The 20,048-nt window shown below is 54.3% G+C and carries 16 protein-coding genes; 14 read left to right on the forward strand and 2 right to left on the reverse strand.

Annotated features, from left to right (window positions below; all coding sequences use genetic code 11):
* Positions 1-41: 41 nt before the first annotated feature.
* Positions 42-1,256: an alanine transaminase AlaA gene (alaA, locus tag BM373_RS01255; protein WP_090458523.1), complete on the reverse strand. Its 1,215-nt coding sequence runs from the start codon at positions 1,254-1,256 to the stop codon at positions 42-44.
* 929 nt (positions 1,257-2,185) lie between these two features.
* Between alaA and lrhA the strand changes: the two genes are divergently transcribed.
* The 14 genes from lrhA (at position 2,186) to nuoN (ending at position 18,917) form a co-directional block, all read left to right on the forward strand.
* Positions 2,186-3,124, forward strand: coding sequence for a transcriptional regulator LrhA (gene lrhA / locus BM373_RS01260; protein WP_090458527.1), 939 nt, complete (start codon positions 2,186-2,188; stop codon positions 3,122-3,124).
* 627 nt (positions 3,125-3,751) lie between these two features.
* On the forward strand, positions 3,752-4,195 hold the full coding sequence (gene nuoA / locus BM373_RS01270; RefSeq protein WP_090458531.1) for an NADH-quinone oxidoreductase subunit NuoA: 444 nt from the start codon (positions 3,752-3,754) through the stop codon (positions 4,193-4,195).
* 15 nt (positions 4,196-4,210) lie between these two features.
* Complete coding sequence (gene nuoB, locus BM373_RS01275; protein WP_090458534.1) at positions 4,211-4,885, forward strand: NADH-quinone oxidoreductase subunit NuoB; 675 nt, start codon at positions 4,211-4,213, stop codon at positions 4,883-4,885.
* Positions 4,886-4,972: 87 nt separating this feature from the next.
* Positions 4,973-6,775, forward strand: coding sequence for an NADH-quinone oxidoreductase subunit C/D (gene nuoC / locus BM373_RS01280; protein ID WP_090458535.1), 1,803 nt, complete (start codon positions 4,973-4,975; stop codon positions 6,773-6,775).
* A 2-nt stretch (positions 6,776-6,777) separates the two neighbouring features.
* Complete coding sequence (gene nuoE, locus BM373_RS01285; protein ID WP_090458537.1) at positions 6,778-7,278, forward strand: NADH-quinone oxidoreductase subunit NuoE; 501 nt, start codon at positions 6,778-6,780, stop codon at positions 7,276-7,278.
* Complete coding sequence (gene nuoF / locus BM373_RS01290) at positions 7,275-8,612, forward strand: NADH-quinone oxidoreductase subunit NuoF (protein WP_090458539.1); 1,338 nt, start codon at positions 7,275-7,277, stop codon at positions 8,610-8,612. The genes nuoE and nuoF overlap by 4 nt, the downstream gene beginning before the upstream one ends.
* 156 nt (positions 8,613-8,768) lie before the next feature.
* The gene (nuoG, locus tag BM373_RS01295) at positions 8,769-11,495 is read left to right on the forward strand and encodes an NADH-quinone oxidoreductase subunit NuoG (protein WP_143102608.1); all 2,727 of its coding nucleotides are present in this window, start codon (positions 8,769-8,771) and stop codon (positions 11,493-11,495) included.
* Positions 11,492-12,469: an NADH-quinone oxidoreductase subunit NuoH gene (gene nuoH, locus BM373_RS01300; RefSeq protein WP_090458545.1), complete on the forward strand. Its 978-nt coding sequence runs from the start codon at positions 11,492-11,494 to the stop codon at positions 12,467-12,469. The genes nuoG and nuoH overlap by 4 nt, the downstream gene beginning before the upstream one ends.
* 14 nt (positions 12,470-12,483) lie before the next feature.
* The gene (gene nuoI / locus BM373_RS01305) at positions 12,484-13,026 is read left to right on the forward strand and encodes an NADH-quinone oxidoreductase subunit NuoI (protein WP_090458548.1); all 543 of its coding nucleotides are present in this window, start codon (positions 12,484-12,486) and stop codon (positions 13,024-13,026) included.
* An 11-nt stretch (positions 13,027-13,037) separates the two neighbouring features.
* Positions 13,038-13,589 (forward strand): NADH-quinone oxidoreductase subunit J, encoded by a 552-nt coding sequence (gene nuoJ / locus BM373_RS01310; RefSeq protein ID WP_090458550.1) that lies wholly within the window; start codon positions 13,038-13,040, stop codon positions 13,587-13,589.
* Complete coding sequence (gene nuoK, locus BM373_RS01315) at positions 13,586-13,888, forward strand: NADH-quinone oxidoreductase subunit NuoK (RefSeq protein WP_090458551.1); 303 nt, start codon at positions 13,586-13,588, stop codon at positions 13,886-13,888. The genes nuoJ and nuoK overlap by 4 nt, the downstream gene beginning before the upstream one ends.
* On the forward strand, positions 13,885-15,726 hold the full coding sequence (gene nuoL / locus BM373_RS01320; RefSeq protein ID WP_090458553.1) for an NADH-quinone oxidoreductase subunit L: 1,842 nt from the start codon (positions 13,885-13,887) through the stop codon (positions 15,724-15,726). The genes nuoK and nuoL overlap by 4 nt, the downstream gene beginning before the upstream one ends.
* A 197-nt stretch (positions 15,727-15,923) precedes the next feature.
* Positions 15,924-17,453 (forward strand): NADH-quinone oxidoreductase subunit M, encoded by a 1,530-nt coding sequence (gene nuoM, locus BM373_RS01325; protein WP_090458556.1) that lies wholly within the window; start codon positions 15,924-15,926, stop codon positions 17,451-17,453.
* 6 nt (positions 17,454-17,459) lie between these two features.
* A complete protein-coding gene (gene nuoN / locus BM373_RS01330; protein WP_090458558.1) occupies positions 17,460-18,917 on the forward strand; it encodes an NADH-quinone oxidoreductase subunit NuoN in 1,458 nt (485 codons plus the stop codon).
* Positions 18,918-19,010: 93 nt separating this feature from the next.
* Here nuoN and BM373_RS01335 read toward each other — a convergent pair whose 3' ends face one another.
* Positions 19,011-20,018: a chemotaxis protein gene (locus BM373_RS01335; RefSeq protein ID WP_090459942.1), complete on the reverse strand. Its 1,008-nt coding sequence runs from the start codon at positions 20,016-20,018 to the stop codon at positions 19,011-19,013.
* Between the last annotated feature and the right edge of the window lie 30 nt (positions 20,019-20,048).

Here is a 20,048-nt window from a genome sequence, read left to right on the forward strand (position 1 = left end):
GCAGAGAGCGGGGAAGATGCAAATCTTCCCCGGAGAGGCGGTTACTGGTGATAACCCGACAGGAAACGACCAAAACGGGTGATGGACATTTCCAGATCGTCCATGCGCGGCAGCGTGACGATACGCACATGATCCGGCCACGGCCAGTTAAAGGCTGTGCCTTGTACCAGCAGTACTTTTTCCTGGAGCAGGAAATCGAGCACCATTTTCTGATCGTCGTGAATATTAAAGCGCTTCGCGTCGATTTTCGGGAACATGTACAACGCACCTTTCGGTTTAGTACAGGAAACGCCCGGAATATCGTTGATCAGCTCCCATGCACGGTTACGCTGTTCATACAGGCGGCCGCCCGGCACGATAAATTCACTAATGCTCTGATAACCCCCCAGCGCCGTCTGGATAGCGTGCTGAGCCGGTACGTTGGCGCACAAGCGCATCGAGGCCAGCATTTCCAGCCCTTCAATGTAGCCTTTCGCATGCTTTTTCGGGCCGTTTAATACCATCCAGCCCTGACGGAACCCGGCGACGCGATAGGTTTTTGACAGACCGTTAAACGTAACGGTCAGCAGATCCGGAGCCAGTGGCGCAATGGAGTGGTGCTCGGCTTCGTCATACAGAATTTTGTCGTAAATCTCATCAGCAAAAATAATGAGATTATGCTGGCGGGCGATTTCCACGATTTCCAGCAGCAGTTCTTTGGAATACACCGCGCCGGTTGGGTTGTTCGGGTTGATGATCACAATGCCGCGCGTGCGGGGGGTGATTTTAGCGCGAATATCATCCAGATCCGGGAACCAGTCAGAAGATTCATCACACAGGTAATGCACGGCTTTGCCGCCAGAGAGCGATACCGCCGCCGTCCACAGCGGGTAGTCCGGTGCAGGAACCAGCATTTCGTCACCGCTGTTCAGCAGCGCCTGCATGGCCTGCACAATTAACTCAGACACGCCATTGCCGATATAAATATCTTCAACGGTGACGTCACGCATCCCGCGCGCCTGATAATGTTGCATGATCGCTTTACGCGCCGAGTAGAGTCCTTTGGAGTCGCAATAGCCCTGAGCGGTAGGGAGATTACGAATAACATCCACAAGGATTTCATCCGGGGCGTCAAAGCCGAATGGCGCAGGATTGCCAATATTCAGTTTTAAAACTTTGTTGCCTTCTTCTTCCAGGCGTTTCGCTTCTTTCAGAACCGGGCCACGGATGTCGTAACAGACGTTTTCTAATTTGCTGGATTTTTCAATGGGGGACATGAACCTTCAACCTTTTAGCCGTTATTGCCACTCCCTGCCGTGGAAGTCAGCACGGAACAATGTACTCCCCCGGATGGCAGTTTAGAAGGCTTTGCAGAAGAAGATTTTGTCTTAATACCCGCGATAGCGCAGCATCGGGTCACTGTATTTGGTAAGAATTACCTGTGAAAATCGTCATTAAAGGCAAATTGGTAGTGCCTGATGCTAATAATTTTATTATTAATCGATTTATTTACTCTACGGGTGCTTACGTTTAGCGGGCGTTTGGGATGCGCCTCGTAACATTTACAAAGTACGCTTGCGTAAACCCGGTCATAGCTTTACCTTCACTCTTATGTGAGCAGATGTAGAAAAGGCAATGTTAAATTATATTAACCATTCCTGTAATTAGGTATTAATAATAATTTAATATCGATCTATGAGGTCTTCGTAATGGAAAATATTAATAAGAATTAGCTACAATGCCTGGGCGGTAGAGTCCCGATTATCCGCAATGGTACTTATAAATATACGGTTAATGCGGTAGGATAGAGCTCAGAAAATGTGACCAGGCTGCATAATGCGTCCTTTTTTCTGTAACATTCCAGCTTAATTTATTGTTAACTATGGCTTTTAGGGCATAAGGCTCCAGCAAAGTCACAGCACAATATAATTTCCGTTATGGGCTATGTAACCTCATAACAATGTAAATTTGCATAAGCATTTACAGCGCGCTGTTGATTTGTAAATATCAAAGGCTTAGGAATTGACAAAATAACATCGTAACGCAGTAGGGTTTATCCCAACTGTGAAATAGATACTTAATACGGGTCTGTTCGCGTTGCGAGCTCTGACCTTGCAGGATGCATGTTTCAAATGGAATTGCTTCAATTTTCTGAACACAGCAAAGACCAGTCAGCAAATCACCTGCTGTCTGTAAGTGAAAACATATGATAAATGCAAATCGTCCGATAATTAATCTCGACCTCGATCTGCTAAGAACGTTCGTTGCGGTCGCCGATCTGAATACCTTCGCAGCAGCCGCTACCGCTGTTTGCCGTACTCAGTCTGCGGTGAGTCAGCAAATGCAACGTCTGGAACAGTTAGTGGGTAAGGAACTGTTTGCTCGCCATGGTCGTAATAAGCTCCTGACCGAACACGGCATTCAGCTTTTAGGCTACGCGAGAAAAATTTTACGCTTTAATGATGAGGCCTGTACGTCGCTCATGTTCAGCAACCTTCAGGGCGTGCTGACGATTGGTGCGTCAGATGAATCAGCAGATACTATTCTGCCGTTCCTCCTCAATCGCATCAGTTCCGTCTATCCGAAGCTGGCACTGGAAGTGCAGGTGAAACGCAGTCCTTTCATCATCGACATGCTACAAGAGCAGAAGGTGGATCTGGTGGTGACGACATACCGTCCGGGTACTTATGACTGCCTGACGCTGCGTAATTCACCGACCCACTGGTATTGTGCCGCAGAATACATGCTGCAAAAGGGTGAACCTGTTCCTCTGGTCTTGCTGGAGGATCCAAGCCCGTTCCGTGACAAGGTGATTCAGGCATTGAATGCAGCGCAGACTCCGTGGCGTATCGCTTATGCGGCGTCAACGCTTTCGGCGGTTAAAGCGGCAGTCAAGGCCGGTCTGGGCGTCACCGCCCGGCCTGTTGAAATGATGGGACCTGATTTACGCGTACTGGCACAGTCTGACGGATTACCGGCATTGCCGGATACCGAATATTTTTTATGCCATAATCCGCAAAGCCAGAGTGAACTCGCGCAGGTGATTTTTCAGGCAATGGAAACCTGGCAAAATCCCTGGCAATACGGCAATGTTACTCCCGAAGGGGGAGGCAGCTCGCTGATTGTCGAAGGTGATTTTGAATAAACGCTGCTTCATTAACTGGTAACAAAATGTAAGCATGCGATGTAACCAAAGGCAGCCTAAAAGCTGCCTTTGGCATTATAAATGCTCTTCGGGCGCTAAATTTTTCATTTTTCTGCTGGTTACCTTTTACTTTCAATGAGTTAACCTCTGCCAATCTTTCTGCTGTTTCTATTCGTTCACGTTATACTTAGCCCTGACTCATGTTAAAAAACGCGTAGTTTTGTTGCCGATTTTTTGTATGAATTAACAAAAGCGTGTCACAGATCAAGAAAATACTCCCATTTAGGGGGAGGAATCCTTTGGAAATCCTGTCAAAATAAGAGGGTAATACTTGTTAATCCTCACAACGGACACGATTCAACAGCCGCGTGCCTGCACTCAGGTTTTCACGCTGGAGAAGAAAAAAGCATTAAATGTTAATGAAATGCTGCCGATGTAAACTAATGTGAGGAAACTTTTGTTAAGTTGACAAAAGGTTATAGAAAGGAGTAAAAAACCGCATCATTGACCTGCCTGGCTAATTCAGACAGTACGTGTAGGGTTTTTTTTGTTCCTCCCCATGAATCGATGTGGCGTTCATCTGCCGAAAAGAGCAGAGGTTTTAGCGCTACTTTTGATGAGTAAGCAATGAGTATGTCAACATCCACTGAAATCATCGCTCATCACTGGGCATTCGCTATCTTTCTTATTGTTGCTATAGGCCTGTGCTGCCTGATGTTGGTAGGTGGCTGGTTCTTAGGCGGTAGAGCCCGCGCCAGGCACAAGAACACGCCGTTTGAGTCGGGTATCGACTCCGTCGGATCGGCCCGTTTGCGCTTGTCTGCCAAGTTTTATCTGGTAGCTATGTTCTTCGTCATCTTTGACGTTGAAGCGCTCTATCTCTACGCATGGTCAACTTCCATTCGCGAAAGCGGTTGGGTCGGCTTTGTTGAGGCCGCAATTTTCATTTTAGTGCTACTGGCCGGACTGGTTTATCTGGTGCGCATTGGTGCGCTTGACTGGACGCCTGCGCGTTCACGTCGTGAGCGTCTCAATCCGGAAGTCAACAGTAACGCTAACCGTCAACGCTAACAGCGAGGCAATAAGATGGATTATACGCTCACCCGCATAGATCCTAACGGTGAGAACGACCGTTACCCCCTGCAAAAACAGGAGATCGTAACCGACCCCCTTGAGCAAGAAGTCAACAAAAGCGTGTACATGGGCAAGCTCGAAAATGCCGTGCACGATATGGTGAACTGGGGCCGTAAAAACTCAATCTGGCCTTATAACTTCGGCCTTTCATGCTGCTACGTTGAAATGGTGACGTCATTCACTGCGGTGCATGACGTTGCGCGCTTTGGTGCAGAGGTTTTGCGTGCTTCCCCGCGTCAGGCTGACCTGATGGTCGTCGCTGGTACCTGCTTTACGAAAATGGCACCGGTTATTCAGCGTTTGTACGATCAAATGCTGGAGCCAAAATGGGTTATCTCGATGGGAGCCTGTGCAAACTCTGGCGGTATGTACGACATTTATTCGGTAGTGCAGGGCGTTGATAAATTTATCCCGGTGGATGTGTACATCCCTGGTTGTCCGCCGCGCCCGGAAGCGTATATGCAAGCGCTGATGCTGTTACAGGAATCCATTGGTAAAGAACGTCGTCCGCTCTCATGGGTGGTTGGCGATCAGGGCGTGTATCGCGCCAACATGCAGTCAGAGCGCGAGCGCAAACGCGGCGAACGCATTGCTGTTACCAATCTGCGTACACCTGACGAGATTTAATTTGCGCCTGCGGGCCGTGGAACGATCCTTCGCATAATAATCCTATAGCGCGAAGCCACGCCCGACAGTCACCACGGACCATTTGCAATGGTGAACAATATGACCGACTTAACCGCGCAAGAAGCCACATGGCAGACTCGGGATCACCTGGATGATCCGGTCATCGGCGAATTGCGCAACCGTTTTGGGCCGGATGCCTTTACCGTTCAGCCTACCCGCACCGGGGTACCTGTTGTTTGGGTGAAGCGCGAACAGTTACTGGAAGTGGGTGATTTCCTCAAGAAATTACCAAAACCTTACGTCATGCTGTATGACCTACACGGCATGGACGAACGTCTGCGCACGCACCGTGACGGTTTACCCGCCGCGGATTTTTCCGTTTTCTACCATCTCATTTCTATTGAGCGTAATCGCGACATTATGCTCAAGGTGGCATTGTCCGAAAACGACCTGAACGTGCCGACCTTTACCAAACTTTTCCCCAACGCTAACTGGTATGAGCGTGAAACATGGGAAATGTTTGGCATCAATATCGAAGGCCACCCGCACCTGACGCGCATCATGATGCCGCCAACGTGGGAAGGCCATCCGCTGCGTAAAGACTACCCGGCGCGCGCCACCGAATTCGATCCGTTTGAGTTGACCAAAGCCAAGCAGGATCTGGAGATGGAAGCGCTGACCTTCAAGCCGGAAGACTGGGGCATGAAGCGTGGCACCGAGAACGAGGACTTCATGTTCCTGAACCTCGGCCCGAACCACCCGTCTGCGCACGGTGCATTCCGTATTATTCTTCAGCTCGACGGCGAAGAGATTGTCGATTGCGTCCCGGATATCGGCTACCACCACCGTGGTGCTGAGAAAATGGGTGAGCGTCAGTCCTGGCACAGCTACATTCCGTACACTGACCGTATCGAGTATCTCGGCGGCTGCGTGAACGAAATGCCGTACGTGCTGGCGGTTGAGAAACTGGCGGGCATCAAAGTGCCGGAGCGCGTTGACGTTATCCGCGTCATGCTCTCTGAGCTGTTCCGCATCAACAGCCACCTGCTGTATATCTCCACGTTTATTCAGGACGTCGGTGCCATGACGCCGGTGTTCTTTGCGTTTACCGACCGTCAGAAAATCTACGATCTGGTCGAAGCGATCACCGGTTTCCGTATGCACCCGGCCTGGTTCCGCATCGGCGGCGTGGCGCACGATCTGCCGCGCGGTTGGGATCGCCTGCTGCGTGAATTCCTCGACTGGATGCCGAAGCGTCTGGATTCTTACGAGAAAGCGGCGCTGCGTAACACCATTCTGAAAGGCCGCTCTCAGGGCGTGGCTGCCTACGGCGCGAAAGAAGCGCTGGAGTGGGGCACCACCGGTGCAGGCCTGCGTGCAACCGGTATCGACTTCGATATCCGTAAAGCGCGTCCTTATTCTGGCTATGAAAACTTTGACTTTGAAGTGCCGCTGGGCGGTGGGGTATCCGACTGCTACACCCGCGTGATGCTGAAAGTTGAAGAACTGCGTCAGAGTCTGCGCATTCTTGAGCAGTGTTACCGCAACATGCCGGAAGGCCCGTTCAAAGCGGATCACCCGCTGACGACGCCGCCGCCGAAAGAGCGCACGCTGCAACATATCGAAACCCTGATTACTCACTTCCTGCAAGTATCGTGGGGCCCGGTCATGCCGGCCAACGAATCCTTCCAGATGATTGAGGCAACCAAGGGTATTAACAGTTACTACCTGACCAGCGATGGCAGCACCATGAGTTACCGCACCCGCGTGCGTACGCCGAGCTTTGCGCATTTGCAGCAAATCCCGTCGGCGATCCGCGGCAGCCTGGTATCGGACCTGATCGTCTATCTGGGTAGTATTGATTTTGTTATGTCAGATGTGGACCGCTAATTATGCACGAAAATCAACAACCACAGAGTGAGGCTTTTGAGCTGAGTGCGGCAGAGCGTGACGCCATTGAGCACGAAAAACATCACTACGAAGATCCGCGTGCGGCCTCCATTGAAGCGCTGAAAATCGTCCAGAAGCAGCGTGGCTGGGTGCCGGATGGCGCGATTTATGCCATTGCTGAAGTGCTGGACATTCCGGCAAGCGACGTTGAAGGCGTGGCCACGTTTTACAGCCAGATTTTCCGTCAGCCGGTCGGTCGCCATGTGATCCGCTACTGCGACAGCGTAGTGTGTCACATCACCGGTTATCAGGGCATTCAGGCAGCGCTTGAGCAAAAGCTCAACATCAAGCCGGGGCAGACCACGTTCGACGGTCGCTTCACGCTGCTGCCGACCTGCTGCCTGGGGAACTGCGACAAAGGCCCGAACATGATGATTGATGAGGACACTCACAGCCATCTGACGCCGGAAGGTATCCCTGACCTGCTGGAGCGGTATAAATGAAAAACGTTATCCGTACTCCCGAGATGCATCCGCTGACCTGGCGTCTGCGCGATGACAAACAGCCGGTGTGGCTCGAAGAATACCAGAGCAAAAACGGCTACGAAGGCGCGCGTAAGGCGCTCCTCGGCATGGCCCCGGATGATATCGTCAACGCGGTAAAAGATTCCGGTCTGAAAGGCCGTGGCGGCGCGGGCTTCTCTACGGGTCTCAAGTGGAGCCTGATGCCGAAAGACGAATCCATGAACATCCGTTACCTGCTGTGTAACGCCGATGAAATGGAACCGGGCACCTATAAAGACCGTCTGCTGATGGAGCAATTGCCGCACCTGCTGGTGGAAGGCATGCTGATTTCCGCGTTCGCGCTGAAAGCGTATCGCGGCTACATCTTCCTGCGTGGCGAGTACATCGAAGCGGCTGTGCACCTGCGCCGCGCGATCGCTGAAGCCACCGAAGCGGGTCTGCTTGGCAAAAACATTCTCGGCACCGGCTTTGATTTCGAACTGTTCGTGCACACCGGGGCAGGGCGTTATATCTGCGGTGAAGAAACCGCACTGATTAACTCGCTGGAAGGCCGCCGCGCCAACCCGCGTTCCAAGCCGCCATTCCCGGCAAGCTCCGGCGTATGGGGTAAACCGACCTGTGTAAACAACGTCGAAACCCTGTGCAACGTTCCGGCCATCCTCGCGAACGGCGTTGAGTGGTACCAGAACATCTCGAAAAGCAAAGATGCTGGTACCAAGCTGATGGGCTTCTCAGGCCGCGTGAAAAACCCAGGCCTCTGGGAACTGCCGTTTGGCACCACCGCGCGTGAGATCCTCGAAGATTACGCGGGTGGTATGCGCGATGGCCTGAAATTCAAAGCCTGGCAGCCAGGCGGGGCAGGGACCGACTTCCTGACCGAATCGCACCTTGATCTGCCGATGGAATTTGAAAGCATCGGTAAAGCAGGCAGCCGTTTAGGTACTGCGCTGGCGATGGCCGTTGACCATGAAATTGGCATGGTGGGGCTGGTGCGTAACCTGGAAGAGTTCTTCGCCCGCGAATCGTGCGGCTGGTGTACGCCGTGCCGTGACGGACTGCCGTGGAGCGTGAAAATTCTGCGCGCCATTGAGCGTGGCGAAGGCCAGCCTGGGGATATCGAAACACTTGAGCAACTGTGTCGTTTCCTTGGGCCGGGTAAAACCTTCTGTGCACACGCGCCAGGCGCGGTTGAGCCTCTGCAAAGTGCGATTAAATATTTCCGCGAAGAATTCGAAGCTGGCATCAAACAGCCGTTCAGCAATACCCATTCGATCAATGGTATTCAGCCGAACCTGTTAAAAGCGCGCTGGTAATTGTTTTATCACCCTCACCCTGACCCTCTTCCTGAGGGAGAGGGGATCGCCGGACTTCTCCCTCTCCTGGGGAGAGGGCCGGGGTGAGGGTGAAAAGGCATCGGAAGGAATTTTGATTAACGCCCGGGATTTTTCGGGCCAACTGGAAGCATGCTAATGGCTACGATTCATGTAGACGGCAAAGATTACGAGGTCAACGGGGCGGACAACCTGCTACAGGCTTGTCTCTCGTTAGGTCTTGATATTCCGTATTTTTGCTGGCATCCGGCGCTTGGTAGCGTCGGTGCTTGCCGCCAGTGTGCGGTGAAGCAATATCAGAACGCGGAAGACACACGTGGCCGCCTGGTGATGTCATGTATGACACCTGCCACCGACGGTACGTTTATTTCCATTGATGACGAAGAAGCAAAACAGTTCCGCGAAAGCGTCGTTGAGTGGTTGATGACCAACCACCCGCACGACTGCCCGGTCTGTGAAGAAGGCGGTAACTGCCACCTTCAGGATATGACCGTGATGACCGGTCACAGCTTCCGTCGTTACCGCTTCACCAAGCGTACCCACCGTAATCAGGATCTGGGGCCGTTCATTTCTCATGAAATGAACCGCTGCATCGCCTGTTATCGCTGCGTGCGTTACTACAAAGATTATGCAGACGGTACCGATCTCGGGGTATACGGCGCGCACGATAACGTCTATTTCGGTCGCCCGGAAGACGGCGTGCTGGAAAGCGAGTTCTCCGGTAACCTGGTGGAAATCTGCCCGACCGGCGTGTTCACCGATAAAACGCACTCCGAGCGTTACAACCGTAAATGGGACATGCAGTTTGCACCAAGCATCTGCCAGCAATGTTCTTTAGGCTGTAACACCAGCCCGGGTGAGCGCTACGGCGAACTGCGTCGTATCGAAAACCGTTATAACGGCACCGTTAACCACTACTTTCTCTGCGATCGCGGTCGTTTCGGCTATGGCTATGTGAACCTGAAAGACCGTCCGCGTGTGCCGGTTCAGCGCCGTGGCGATGACCTGATCACGCTGAACGCCGAGCAGGCGATGCAGGGCGCGGCAGATATTCTGCGCCAGTCGAAGAAAGTGATCGGTATCGGTTCCCCGCGTGCCAGCGTTGAAAGCAACTTCGCGCTGCGTGAACTGGTGGGTGCCGATAACTTCTACACCGGCATCGCGAGCGGCGAACAAGAGCGCCTGGAGCTGATGCTGAAAGTGCTGCGTGAAGGGGGTATCCATACTCCGGCACTGCGCGAAATTGAATCCTACGACGCCGTACTGGTGCTCGGCGAAGATCTGACCCAGACCGGTGCGCGCGTTGCGCTGGCGGTACGTCAGGCGGTGAAAGGTAAAGCGCGTGAAATGGCCGCAGCCCAGAAAGTGGCTGACTGGCAGATTGCCGCGATCCTTAACATCGGCCAGCGCGCCAAACATCCGCTGTTTGTCACCAACGTTGACAGCACGCGTATGGACGACATCGCGGCATGGACTTACCGTGCACCGGTTGAAGATCAGGCGCGCTTAGGTTTTGCCATCGCCCATGCGCTTGATAACAGCGCCCCGGCGGTTGAAGGCATTGACCGCGACCTGCAAAACAAAATTGACGTTATCGTTCAGGCCCTGAGCGGCGCGAAAAAACCGCTGATTATTTCCGGCACCAACGCCGGCAGCACGGCGGTGATTCAGGCGGCGGCAAACGTAGCCAAAGCCCTGAAAGGTCGCGGCGCGGATGTTGGCGTGACGATGATTGCCCGCGCGGTGAACAGCGTTGGCCTCGGTATGATCGGCGGCGGTTCGCTTGATGAAGCGCTGACTGAACTTGAAACCGGGCGCGCGGATGCCGTGGTGATCCTGGAAAACGATCTGCACCGTCATGCTTCTGCCGCGCGCGTTGACGCAGCGCTGGCGAAAGCGCCGCTGGTTATGGTTATCGACCATCAGCGCACGGCGATCATGGACAATGCCCATCTGGTGCTCTCCACCGCCAGCTTCGCCGAAAGCGATGGCACGGTCATCAACAACGAAGGCCGCGCCCAGCGTTTCTTCCAGGTTTACGATCCGGCCTATTACGACAATAAAGTTGTGATGCTGGAAAGCTGGCGCTGGCTGCACTCGCTGCACAGCACCGTGCTAAGCCGCGAAGTGGACTGGACGCAGCTTGATCATGTCATCGACGCAGCTATCGAAGCGCTGCCGCAACTGACAGGCATCAAAGATGCCGCACCGGATGCGAGCTTCCGTATTCACGGTCAGAAACTGGCACGTGAACCGCATCGTTACAGTGGCCGTACCGCTATGCGCGCCAACATCAGCGTGCATGAACCGCGTCAGCCGCAGGACAAAGACACCATGTTTGCCTTCTCAATGGAAGGGAACAACCAGCCGTCCGCACCGCGCTCGCAAATTCCGTTTGCCTGGGCACCGGGCTGGAACTCACCGCAGGCATGGAACAAATTCCAGGCCGAAGTGGGTGGCAAACTGCGTCATGGCGATCCGGGCGTGCGTCTGATTGAAGCGTCCGAAAACGGTCTGGATTACTTCGACCTGATCCCGGCTGGCTTCCAGGCGGAAGAGGGCAAATGGCGTGTGGCACCGTACTACCACCTGTTTGGCAGTGACGAAATGTCCCAGCGCTCGCCGGTCTTCCAGACCCGGATGCCGGAACCTTACCTCAAGCTGAACCCGGCAGACGCCGCGAAACTTGGCGTGAACGTCGGCGCGAAAGTGGCCTTCAGCTACGAAGGTCAGACGGTCAGTTTACCGCTGGTGATTTCCGAAGGGCTGACGGCAGGGCAGGTGGGCTTACCGATGGGTATGCCAGGCATCGCGCCAGTGCTGGCGGGTGCGCGTCTTGAGGATCTGCAGGAGGCACAGCAATGAGTTGGTTTACCCCGGAGTTGATTGACATCCTGCTCAGCATTCTCAAAGCGGTCGTTATCCTGCTGGTGGTGGTGACATGCGGCGCGCTGATGAGTTTCGGCGAGCGCCGCCTGCTCGGTCTTTTCCAGAACCGTTACGGACCAAACCGTGTCGGCTGGGGCGGATCGCTGCAGATCGTCGCCGACATGATCAAGATGTTCTTCAAAGAGGACTGGATCCCGAAATTCACCGACCGGGTGATCTTCACCCTGGCTCCGATGATCGCCTTCACCTCGCTGCTGCTGGCCTTCGCCATTGTGCCGGTCAGCCCGTCGTGGGTGGTGGCCGATCTGAACATCGGTATCCTGTTCTTCCTGATGATGGCAGGCCTGGCGGTTTACGCCGTGCTGTTCGCGGGCTGGTCGAGTAACAACAAATACTCACTGCTCGGGGCGATGCGTGCATCTGCCCAGACGCTGAGCTACGAAGTGTTCCTCGGTCTGTCGCTGATGGGCGTTGTGGCGCAGGCGGGTTCATTTAACATGACCGACATCGTCAACAACCAGGCAGACATCTGGAACGTCATCCCGCAGTTCTTTGGTTTCATTACCTTTGCTATCGCGGGCGTTGCAGTGTGTCACCGTCACCCGTTTGACCAGCCGGAAGCCGAGCAGGAACTGGCCGACGGTTACCACATTGAATATTCCGGCATGAAATTCGGTCTGTTCTTCGTGGGTGAGTACATCGGTATCGTCACCATTTCCGCGCTGATGGTTACCCTGTTCTTCGGTGGCTGGCATGGCCCGTTCTTACCGCCCTTCATCTGGTTCGCCATTAAAACCGCGTTCTTCATGATGATGTTCATTTTGATTCGCGCAGCATTACCTCGTCCACGTTATGACCAGGTGATGTCCTTCGGCTGGAAAGTGTGCCTGCCGCTGACGCTACTCAACTTGCTGGGCACCGCGGCTGTCATTCTCTGGCAGGCGCAATAAGGGGTGAAAAGACCATGACTTTAAAAGAATTATTGGTGGGCTTCGGCACCCAGGTGCGCAGTATCTGGATGATCGGCCTGCATGCGTTTGCGAAACGCGAAACGCGAATGTACCCGGAAGAGCCGGTTTATCTGGCTCCCCGTTATCGTGGCCGTATCGTGTTAACCCGCGATCCTGACGGTTCCGAGCGCTGCGTTGCCTGTAACCTGTGTGCGGTAGCGTGTCCGGTAGGCTGTATCTCTCTGCAAAAAGCCGAGACGGTAGATGGCCGCTGGTACCCGGAATTTTTCCGCATTAACTTCTCACGCTGCATTTTCTGTGGCCTGTGCGAAGAAGCCTGTCCGACGACGGCGATTCAGTTAACGCCGGACTTCGAACTGGGCGAGTACAAGCGCCAGGATTTGGTCTACGAAAAAGAGGATCTGCTGATCTCCGGTCCGGGCAAATACCCGGAATATAACTTCTACCGGATGGCAGGTATGGCAATCGACGGCAAAGATAAAGGCGACGCAGAAAACGAAGCCAAACCTATCGACGTCAAGGGCCTGTTACCGTAAGGAGAGGGGCAATGGAGTTCGCTTTTTATATCTGTGGCCTGGTCGCCGTACTGACGACGCTGCGGGTGATCACCCACACCAATCCGGTACATGCGCTCTTGTACCTGATCATTTCGCTTCTCGCGATTGCCGGGGTGTTCTTCGCACTGGGCGCACATTTTGCCGGGGCGCTGGAAATCATCGTTTACGCCGGGGCCATTATGGTTCTGTTCGTGTTCGTGGTGATGATGCTGAACCTTGGCGGTGCTGAAATTGAACGGGAACGCCAGTGGTTAACGCCGCAAATCTGGATTGGCCCGGCGATTTTGTCTGCCGTGCTGCTGGGCGTAATGATTTACGCCATTCTGGGTGTGAACGATCAGGGCATTGACGGTACGCCAATTAGCGCTAAAGCCGTGGGCATTTCGCTGTTCGGGCCTTACGTTCTGGCTGTTGAACTGGCGTCAATGCTGCTGCTTGCCGGTCTGGTTGTGGCCTTCCATGTCGGTCGTGAAGATCGTGCCGGTGAAGTCCTTAGCAATCGTCCAGGCGATGCGAAAAGAAAAACGGAGGAGCACGCATGATCCCCTTACAACATGGACTGATCCTCGCCGCGATCCTGTTTGTTCTCGGTCTGACGGGTCTGGTTATCCGCCGTAATCTGCTGTTCATGCTGATTGGGCTGGAAATCATGATTAACTCGGCTGCGCTGGCGTTTGTGGTTGCCGGTAGCTACTGGGGCCAGACGGATGGTCAGGTGATGTATATCCTCGCAATTACCCTTGCGGCAGCGGAAGCCAGTATCGGCCTTGCGCTGTTACTGCAACTGCATCGCCGTCGCCAGAACCTGAATATCGATTCAGTAAGTGAGTTGCGTGGATGAACATGCTTGCCTTAACCATTATTCTGCCATTGATTGGCTTTTTACTGCTCTCCTTCTCCCGCGGGCGCTGGTCGGAAAACCTCTCCGCCGCCGTGGGGATGGGTTCCATTGGACTGGCTGCGCTGGTAACGGCCATTGTTGGCGTCGACTTCTTCAGTAACGGCCAGCAGGCGTACAGCCAACCGCTGTGGACGTGGATGGCGGTCGGTGATTTCAACATCGGCTTCAACCTGGTGCTGGATGGTCTGTCGCTGACCATGCTGTCAGTGGTCACAGGCGTTGGTTTCCTGATCCACATGTACGCATCCTGGTACATGCGCGGTGAAGAAGGTTATTCGCGCTTCTTCGCCTACACCAACCTGTTCATCGCGAGCATGGTGGTGCTGGTGCTGGGCGACAACCTGCTGCTGATGTACCTCGGTTGGGAAGGCGTGGGCCTCTGCTCCTATCTGCTGATCGGCTTCTACTACACCGATCCGAAGAATGGCGCTGCCGCGATGAAAGCCTTCGTGGTAACCCGTGTAGGTGACGTGTTCCTGGCCTTTGCACTGTTCATTCTTTACAACGAACTGGGCACGCTGAATTTCCGCGAAATGGTCGAGCTGGCACCTGCGCACTTCGAAGCAGGCAATAACATGCTGACCTGGGCGACGCTAATGTTGCTCGGCGGTGCGGTCGGTAAATCGGCGCAGTTGCCGTTGCAGACCTGGCTTGCTGATGCAATGGCAGGCCCAACGCCGGTTTCCGCGCTGATCCACGCCGCGACCATGGTAACCGCGGGCGTCTACCTGATTGCCCGTACTCATGGCCTGTTCCTGATGACCCCGGAAATTCTGCATCTGGTGGGTATTGTCGGTGCGGTGACGCTGGTGCTGGCAGGCTTTGCCGCGCTGGTGCAGACCGATATCAAACGTGTTCTCGCTTACTCCACCATGAGCCAGATCGGCTACATGTTCCTGGCGCTGGGCGTTCAGGCGTGGGATGCGGCGATTTTCCATCTGATGACGCATGCGTTCTTTAAAGCGCTGCTGTTCCTCTCATCCGGTTCGGTGATCCTCGCGTGTCATCATGAGCAGAACATCTTCAAGATGGGTGGCCTGCGTAAATCCATTCCGCTGGTCTATGTTTGCTTCCTGGTCGGGGGCGCGGCGCTGGCTGCACTGCCGCTCATTACCGCAGGCTTCTTCAGTAAGGACGAAATCCTTGCCGGTGCGATGGCGAATGGTCACATCAACCTGATGGTTGCGGGCCTGGTAGGGGCGTTTATGACTTCCCTCTATACCTTCCGCATGATCTTCATCGTCTTCCACGGTAAAGAGCAGATTCACGCTCATGAAGTTAAAGGCATCACTCATCACCTGCCGCTGATTGTGCTGCTGGTGCTGTCGACCTTTATCGGCGCAATGATCGTCCCGCCGCTGCATGGCGTACTGCCGGAAACGACCGAGCTTGAGCATGGCCGCGTTCTGATGCTGGAAATCACCTCAGGCGTGGTTGCTATCGTCGGCATTCTGCTTGCCGCATGGCTGTGGCTGGGCAAACGCACGCTGGTGACCTCTATCGCCAACAGCGCGCCGGGCCGTCTGCTGGGGACCTGGTGGTACAACGCCTGGGGCTTCGACTGGCTGTATGACATGATCTTCGTGAAGCCGTTCCTCGGTATTGCGTGGCTGCTGAAGCGCGATCCACTGAACGCGGTAATGAACATTCCGGCTATCCTGTCACGCGTTGCGGGCAAAGGGCTGCTGTTTAGCGAAAACGGTTATCTGCGCTGGTATGTGGCTTCCATGAGCATCGGTGCGGTGGTTGTGCTGGCACTGCTGATGGTATTGCGTTGATCATTAAGTGAATTTAATTCGAATTCGTTGAAAATCAGGTCCAAAAGGACAGGCGTTATCGGTGAAGTCAGAGTGAACACCGTCTGCGCGCAGTAACCGGAGCGTACTGAAGTACGTGAGGATTGCGAGCACAGCCGGGGTTCGCTATGACGAGCAAGATAGCCTGAGCCGGACTTAAACAAGGAACACATATCGCCATGTTATTACCCTGGCTAATACTAATCCCCTTTATTGGCGGTTTCCTGTGCTGGCAGACCGAACGCTTTGGCGTGAAGATGCCGCGCTGGATCGCGCTGATCACCATGGGACTGACGCTGGCGCTTTCTCTGCAACTCTGGTTGCAGGGTGGCTACTCTCTGACTCAAGCATCAGGCCTGCCGCAGTGGCAATCTGAGTTCCTGCTGCCGTGGATCCCACGTTTCGGCATCAGCATTCACCTGGCGCTGGATGGATTGTCATTGCTGATGGTGGTGCTGACCGGCTTCCTCGGCGTGCTGGCGGTACTCTGCTCCTGGCGTGAAATCGAGAAATATCAGGGCTTCTTCCACCTCAACCTGATGTGGATCCTGGGCGGCGTCATCGGCGTGTTCCTGGCCATCGATATGTTCCTGTTCTTCTTCTTCTGGGAGATGATGCTGGTACCGATGTACTTCCTGATCGCGCTCTGGGGCCATAAGGCTTCTGACGGTAAAACGCGTATCACGGCGGCGACCAAATTCTTCATCTATACCCAGGCGAGCGGTCTGGTGATGTTGATTGCGATTCTGGGCCTGGTGTTCGTGCATTACAACGCCACCGGCGTCTGGACGTTCGACTATCCGGCTCTGCTGAAAACCCCGATGTCTCACGGTATCGAATACCTGCTGATGCTGGGCTTCTTCATCGCCTTTGCGGTGAAAATGCCGGTGGTTCCGCTGCACGGCTGGCTGCCGGATGCACACTCCCAGGCACCGACCGCAGGTTCTGTTGACCTCGCAGGTATCTTGCTGAAAACCGCTGCTTATGGTCTGTTGCGCTTCTCGCTGCCGCTGTTCCCGAATGCGTCTGCCGAGTTCGCACCTATCGCTATGTGGCTTGGCGTTATCGGCATTTTCTACGGTGCATGGATGGCGTTCGCGCAGACCGATATCAAACGTCTGATTGCTTACACCTCCGTTTCGCACATGGGCTTTGTCCTGATCGCCATTTATACGGGCAACCAACTGGCGTACCAGGGTGCGGTGATCCAGATGATCGCACACGGTCTGTCTGCCGCCGGGATGTTCATCATCTGCGGTCAGCTCTACGAGCGTATGCATACCCGTGACATGCGTATGATGGGCGGTCTGTGGAGCAAAATTAAATGGCTGCCAGCGCTGTCGATGTTCTTTGCTGTGGCAACCCTCGGGATGCCGGGCACCGGTAACTTCGTCGGCGAATTCATGATCCTGTTCGGCAGCTACAAAGTGGTACCGGTCATCACCGTGATCTCCACGTTCGGTCTGGTCTTCGCATCGGTTTACTCGCTGGCGATGCTGCACCGTGCGTATTTCGGCCCGGCGAAAAGTGAAATCGCCAGCAAAGAAATGCCGGGGATGTCACTGCGCGAACTGTTTATCATTCTGTTGCTGGTCGTGCTTCTGGTACTGCTTGGCTTCTATCCGCAGCCGATTCTGGATACATCGCATTCCGCGATGAGCAATATCCAGCAGTGGTTTGTTAATTCTGCTTCTACTACAAGGCCGTAAATCGCCATGACAATAACTCCACAACACCTGATTGCGCTGCTACCGCTGCTGATCGTCGGATTGACGGTGGTGGTTGTGATGCTCTCCATTGCGTGGCGACGCAATCACTTTTTCAATGCCACGCTGTCGGTACTTGGGCTTAACGCCGCGTTACTTTCGCTCTGGTTCGTAGGCCAGGCCGGAGCCATGGATGTCACACCGCTGATGCGCGTTGACGGGTATGCGATGCTTTACACCGGGCTGGTTTTGCTGGCGAGCCTCGCGACCTGTACCTTTGCTTATCCGTGGCTTGAAGGCTATACCGACAACAAAGAAGAGTTCTACCTGCTGGTGCTGATTGCGGCCCTGGGTGGCATTCTGCTGGCGAACGCAAACCATATGGCGTCGCTGTTCCTCGGTATTGAACTGATTTCACTGCCGCTGTTCGGCCTGATTGGTTACGCCTTCCGTCAGAAGCGTTCCCTTGAAGCGAGCATCAAATACACCATTCTGTCTGCCGCAGCGTCGTCGTTCCTGCTGTTCGGTATTGCGCTGGTGTACGCGCAGACCGGCAACCTGTCGTTCCTGGCTATCGGTAAGAGCCTGGGTGACGGGATGCTGCACGAGCCGCTGCTGCTCACTGGTCTGGGTCTGATGATCGTGGGTCTGGGCTTTAAACTCTCTCTGGTGCCGTTCCACCTGTGGACGCCAGACGTTTACCAGGGTGCGCCTGCGCCGGTCTCCACCTTCCTGGCAACGGCCAGCAAGATCGCCATTTTTGGCGTGGTGATGCGTCTGTTTATGTACGCACCGGTGGGTGACAGCGAAGCCGTTCGCGTCGTGCTGGGCGTTATTGCCTTCGCGTCGATCATCTTCGGTAACCTGATGGCACTGAGCCAGTCCAACATCAAGCGTCTGCTCGGTTACTCCTCAATCTCGCACCTCGGCTATTTGCTGGTGGCGCTGATTGCGCTGCAAAGCGGCGAGATGTCGATGGAAACCGTGGGCGTTTACCTGGCCGGTTACCTGTTCAGCAGCCTCGGCGCGTTCGGTGTGGTGAGTCTGATGTCCAGCCCGTACCGTGGCCCGGATGCCGACTCGCTGTTCTCCTATCGCGGCCTGTTCTGGCACCGTCCGGTGCTGTCGGCGGTAATGACAGTTATGATGCTGTCGCTGGCGGGTATCCCGATGACGCTCGGCTTTATCGGTAAGTTCTACGTGCTGGCGGTCGGTGTGCAGGCACACCTGTGGTGGCTGACGGCGGGCGTGGTATTAGGTTCGGCGATTGGTCTTTACTACTACCTGCGTGTGGCAGTGAGCCTGTACTTAAGCGCGCCGCAGCAACTTAACCGCGATGCGCCATCTAACTGGCAATACAGCGCAGGCGGTATCGTAGTACTGATCTCCGCGCTGCTGGTACTGCTGTTAGGTGTCTATCCGCAGCCGCTGATTGACATTGTTCAACTGGCGAAGCCGCTGATGTAAGACGTTAAGCCAATAAAAAACCGCCGAATATTCGGCGGTTTTTTTATGCTTGCGACCTGGCTATGACGACCTATGATTACGTCGATTTACCGGTTACACAAACTGCTTATGGCTGATGAGCGGACCACTGATGTTCTGCGTCGCGCGATCCAGCACTTCCTGAATCACCGACGAAAGCTCGTTGACTTCAAACTTCGCTACGTAGCCGTCAGCCTGCACTTTACGCACGTGATCTTCGTTGGCGCTGCCGGACAGGGAAGAGTGGATCACCACCGGAATGTTCTTCAGGCGCGGATCGGTTTTGATTTTGCGCGTTAAGGTAAAGCCATCCATTTCCGGCATTTCCAGATCGGTCAGCACCATGGAGATTTTACTGCTCACCGGTACGCCTTCCGTTTCAGCCTGTTGTGCCAGAAGCTGAATTCTTTCCCACGCATCTTTGCCGGTGATGTGCATCGTATTCGGGATGTTCATCGACTCCAGACCCTTCTCAAGCATGGCGCGCGCCACTTTTGAGTCTTCGGCCACGATGGCAACCGCACCTTCTTTAATATTAAATTTCTTGGCGTTTTTGAGATTTTTGGCGTGCATCTCATGATCGGAAGGCACGATGTCATACAGGATCTGCTCAACGTCCAGCACCAGGGCCAGATTGTTGGAATCCTTATCTTCATCGAGACAGGCGATGCTGGTGATGTAGCGCCCGTTCACCGCTTTTTCCGCTGTGTGCACCTGCTTCCAGTCGAGACGAATAATGTTTTCCACTGATTCCACGGCGAAGGCCTGCACGCTACGGGCGTATTCGGTAATCAGCAAAATATTCAGACCCGTCGTCGGCTTACAGCCTGCCACCGCCGGTAAGTCAATCACCGGGATAATCTGATCGCGAATATTAACCATGCCGAGCAGCGGTGCTTTCATCCCGGCAGGGCGCGTGAAAGTGGGCATAGGGACGATTTCACGCAGTTTAAAAACGTTAATACCAAAAAGCTCTGACTTCGCATCATGCACTGACGTGCCAAGACGAAACAGCAAAAGCTCGAAGCGGTTGGACAGGGTCAGATTGGCCCTGTCATCAATATCTTTCTGGAAACTATCCATCATGCCCTCGGAGTGGAATGCCTGCGTTAA

Origin of the sequence: Enterobacter sp. kpr-6, assembly GCF_900116015.1 — a bacterium.
GTDB lineage: Bacteria > Pseudomonadota > Gammaproteobacteria > Enterobacterales > Enterobacteriaceae > Enterobacter_D.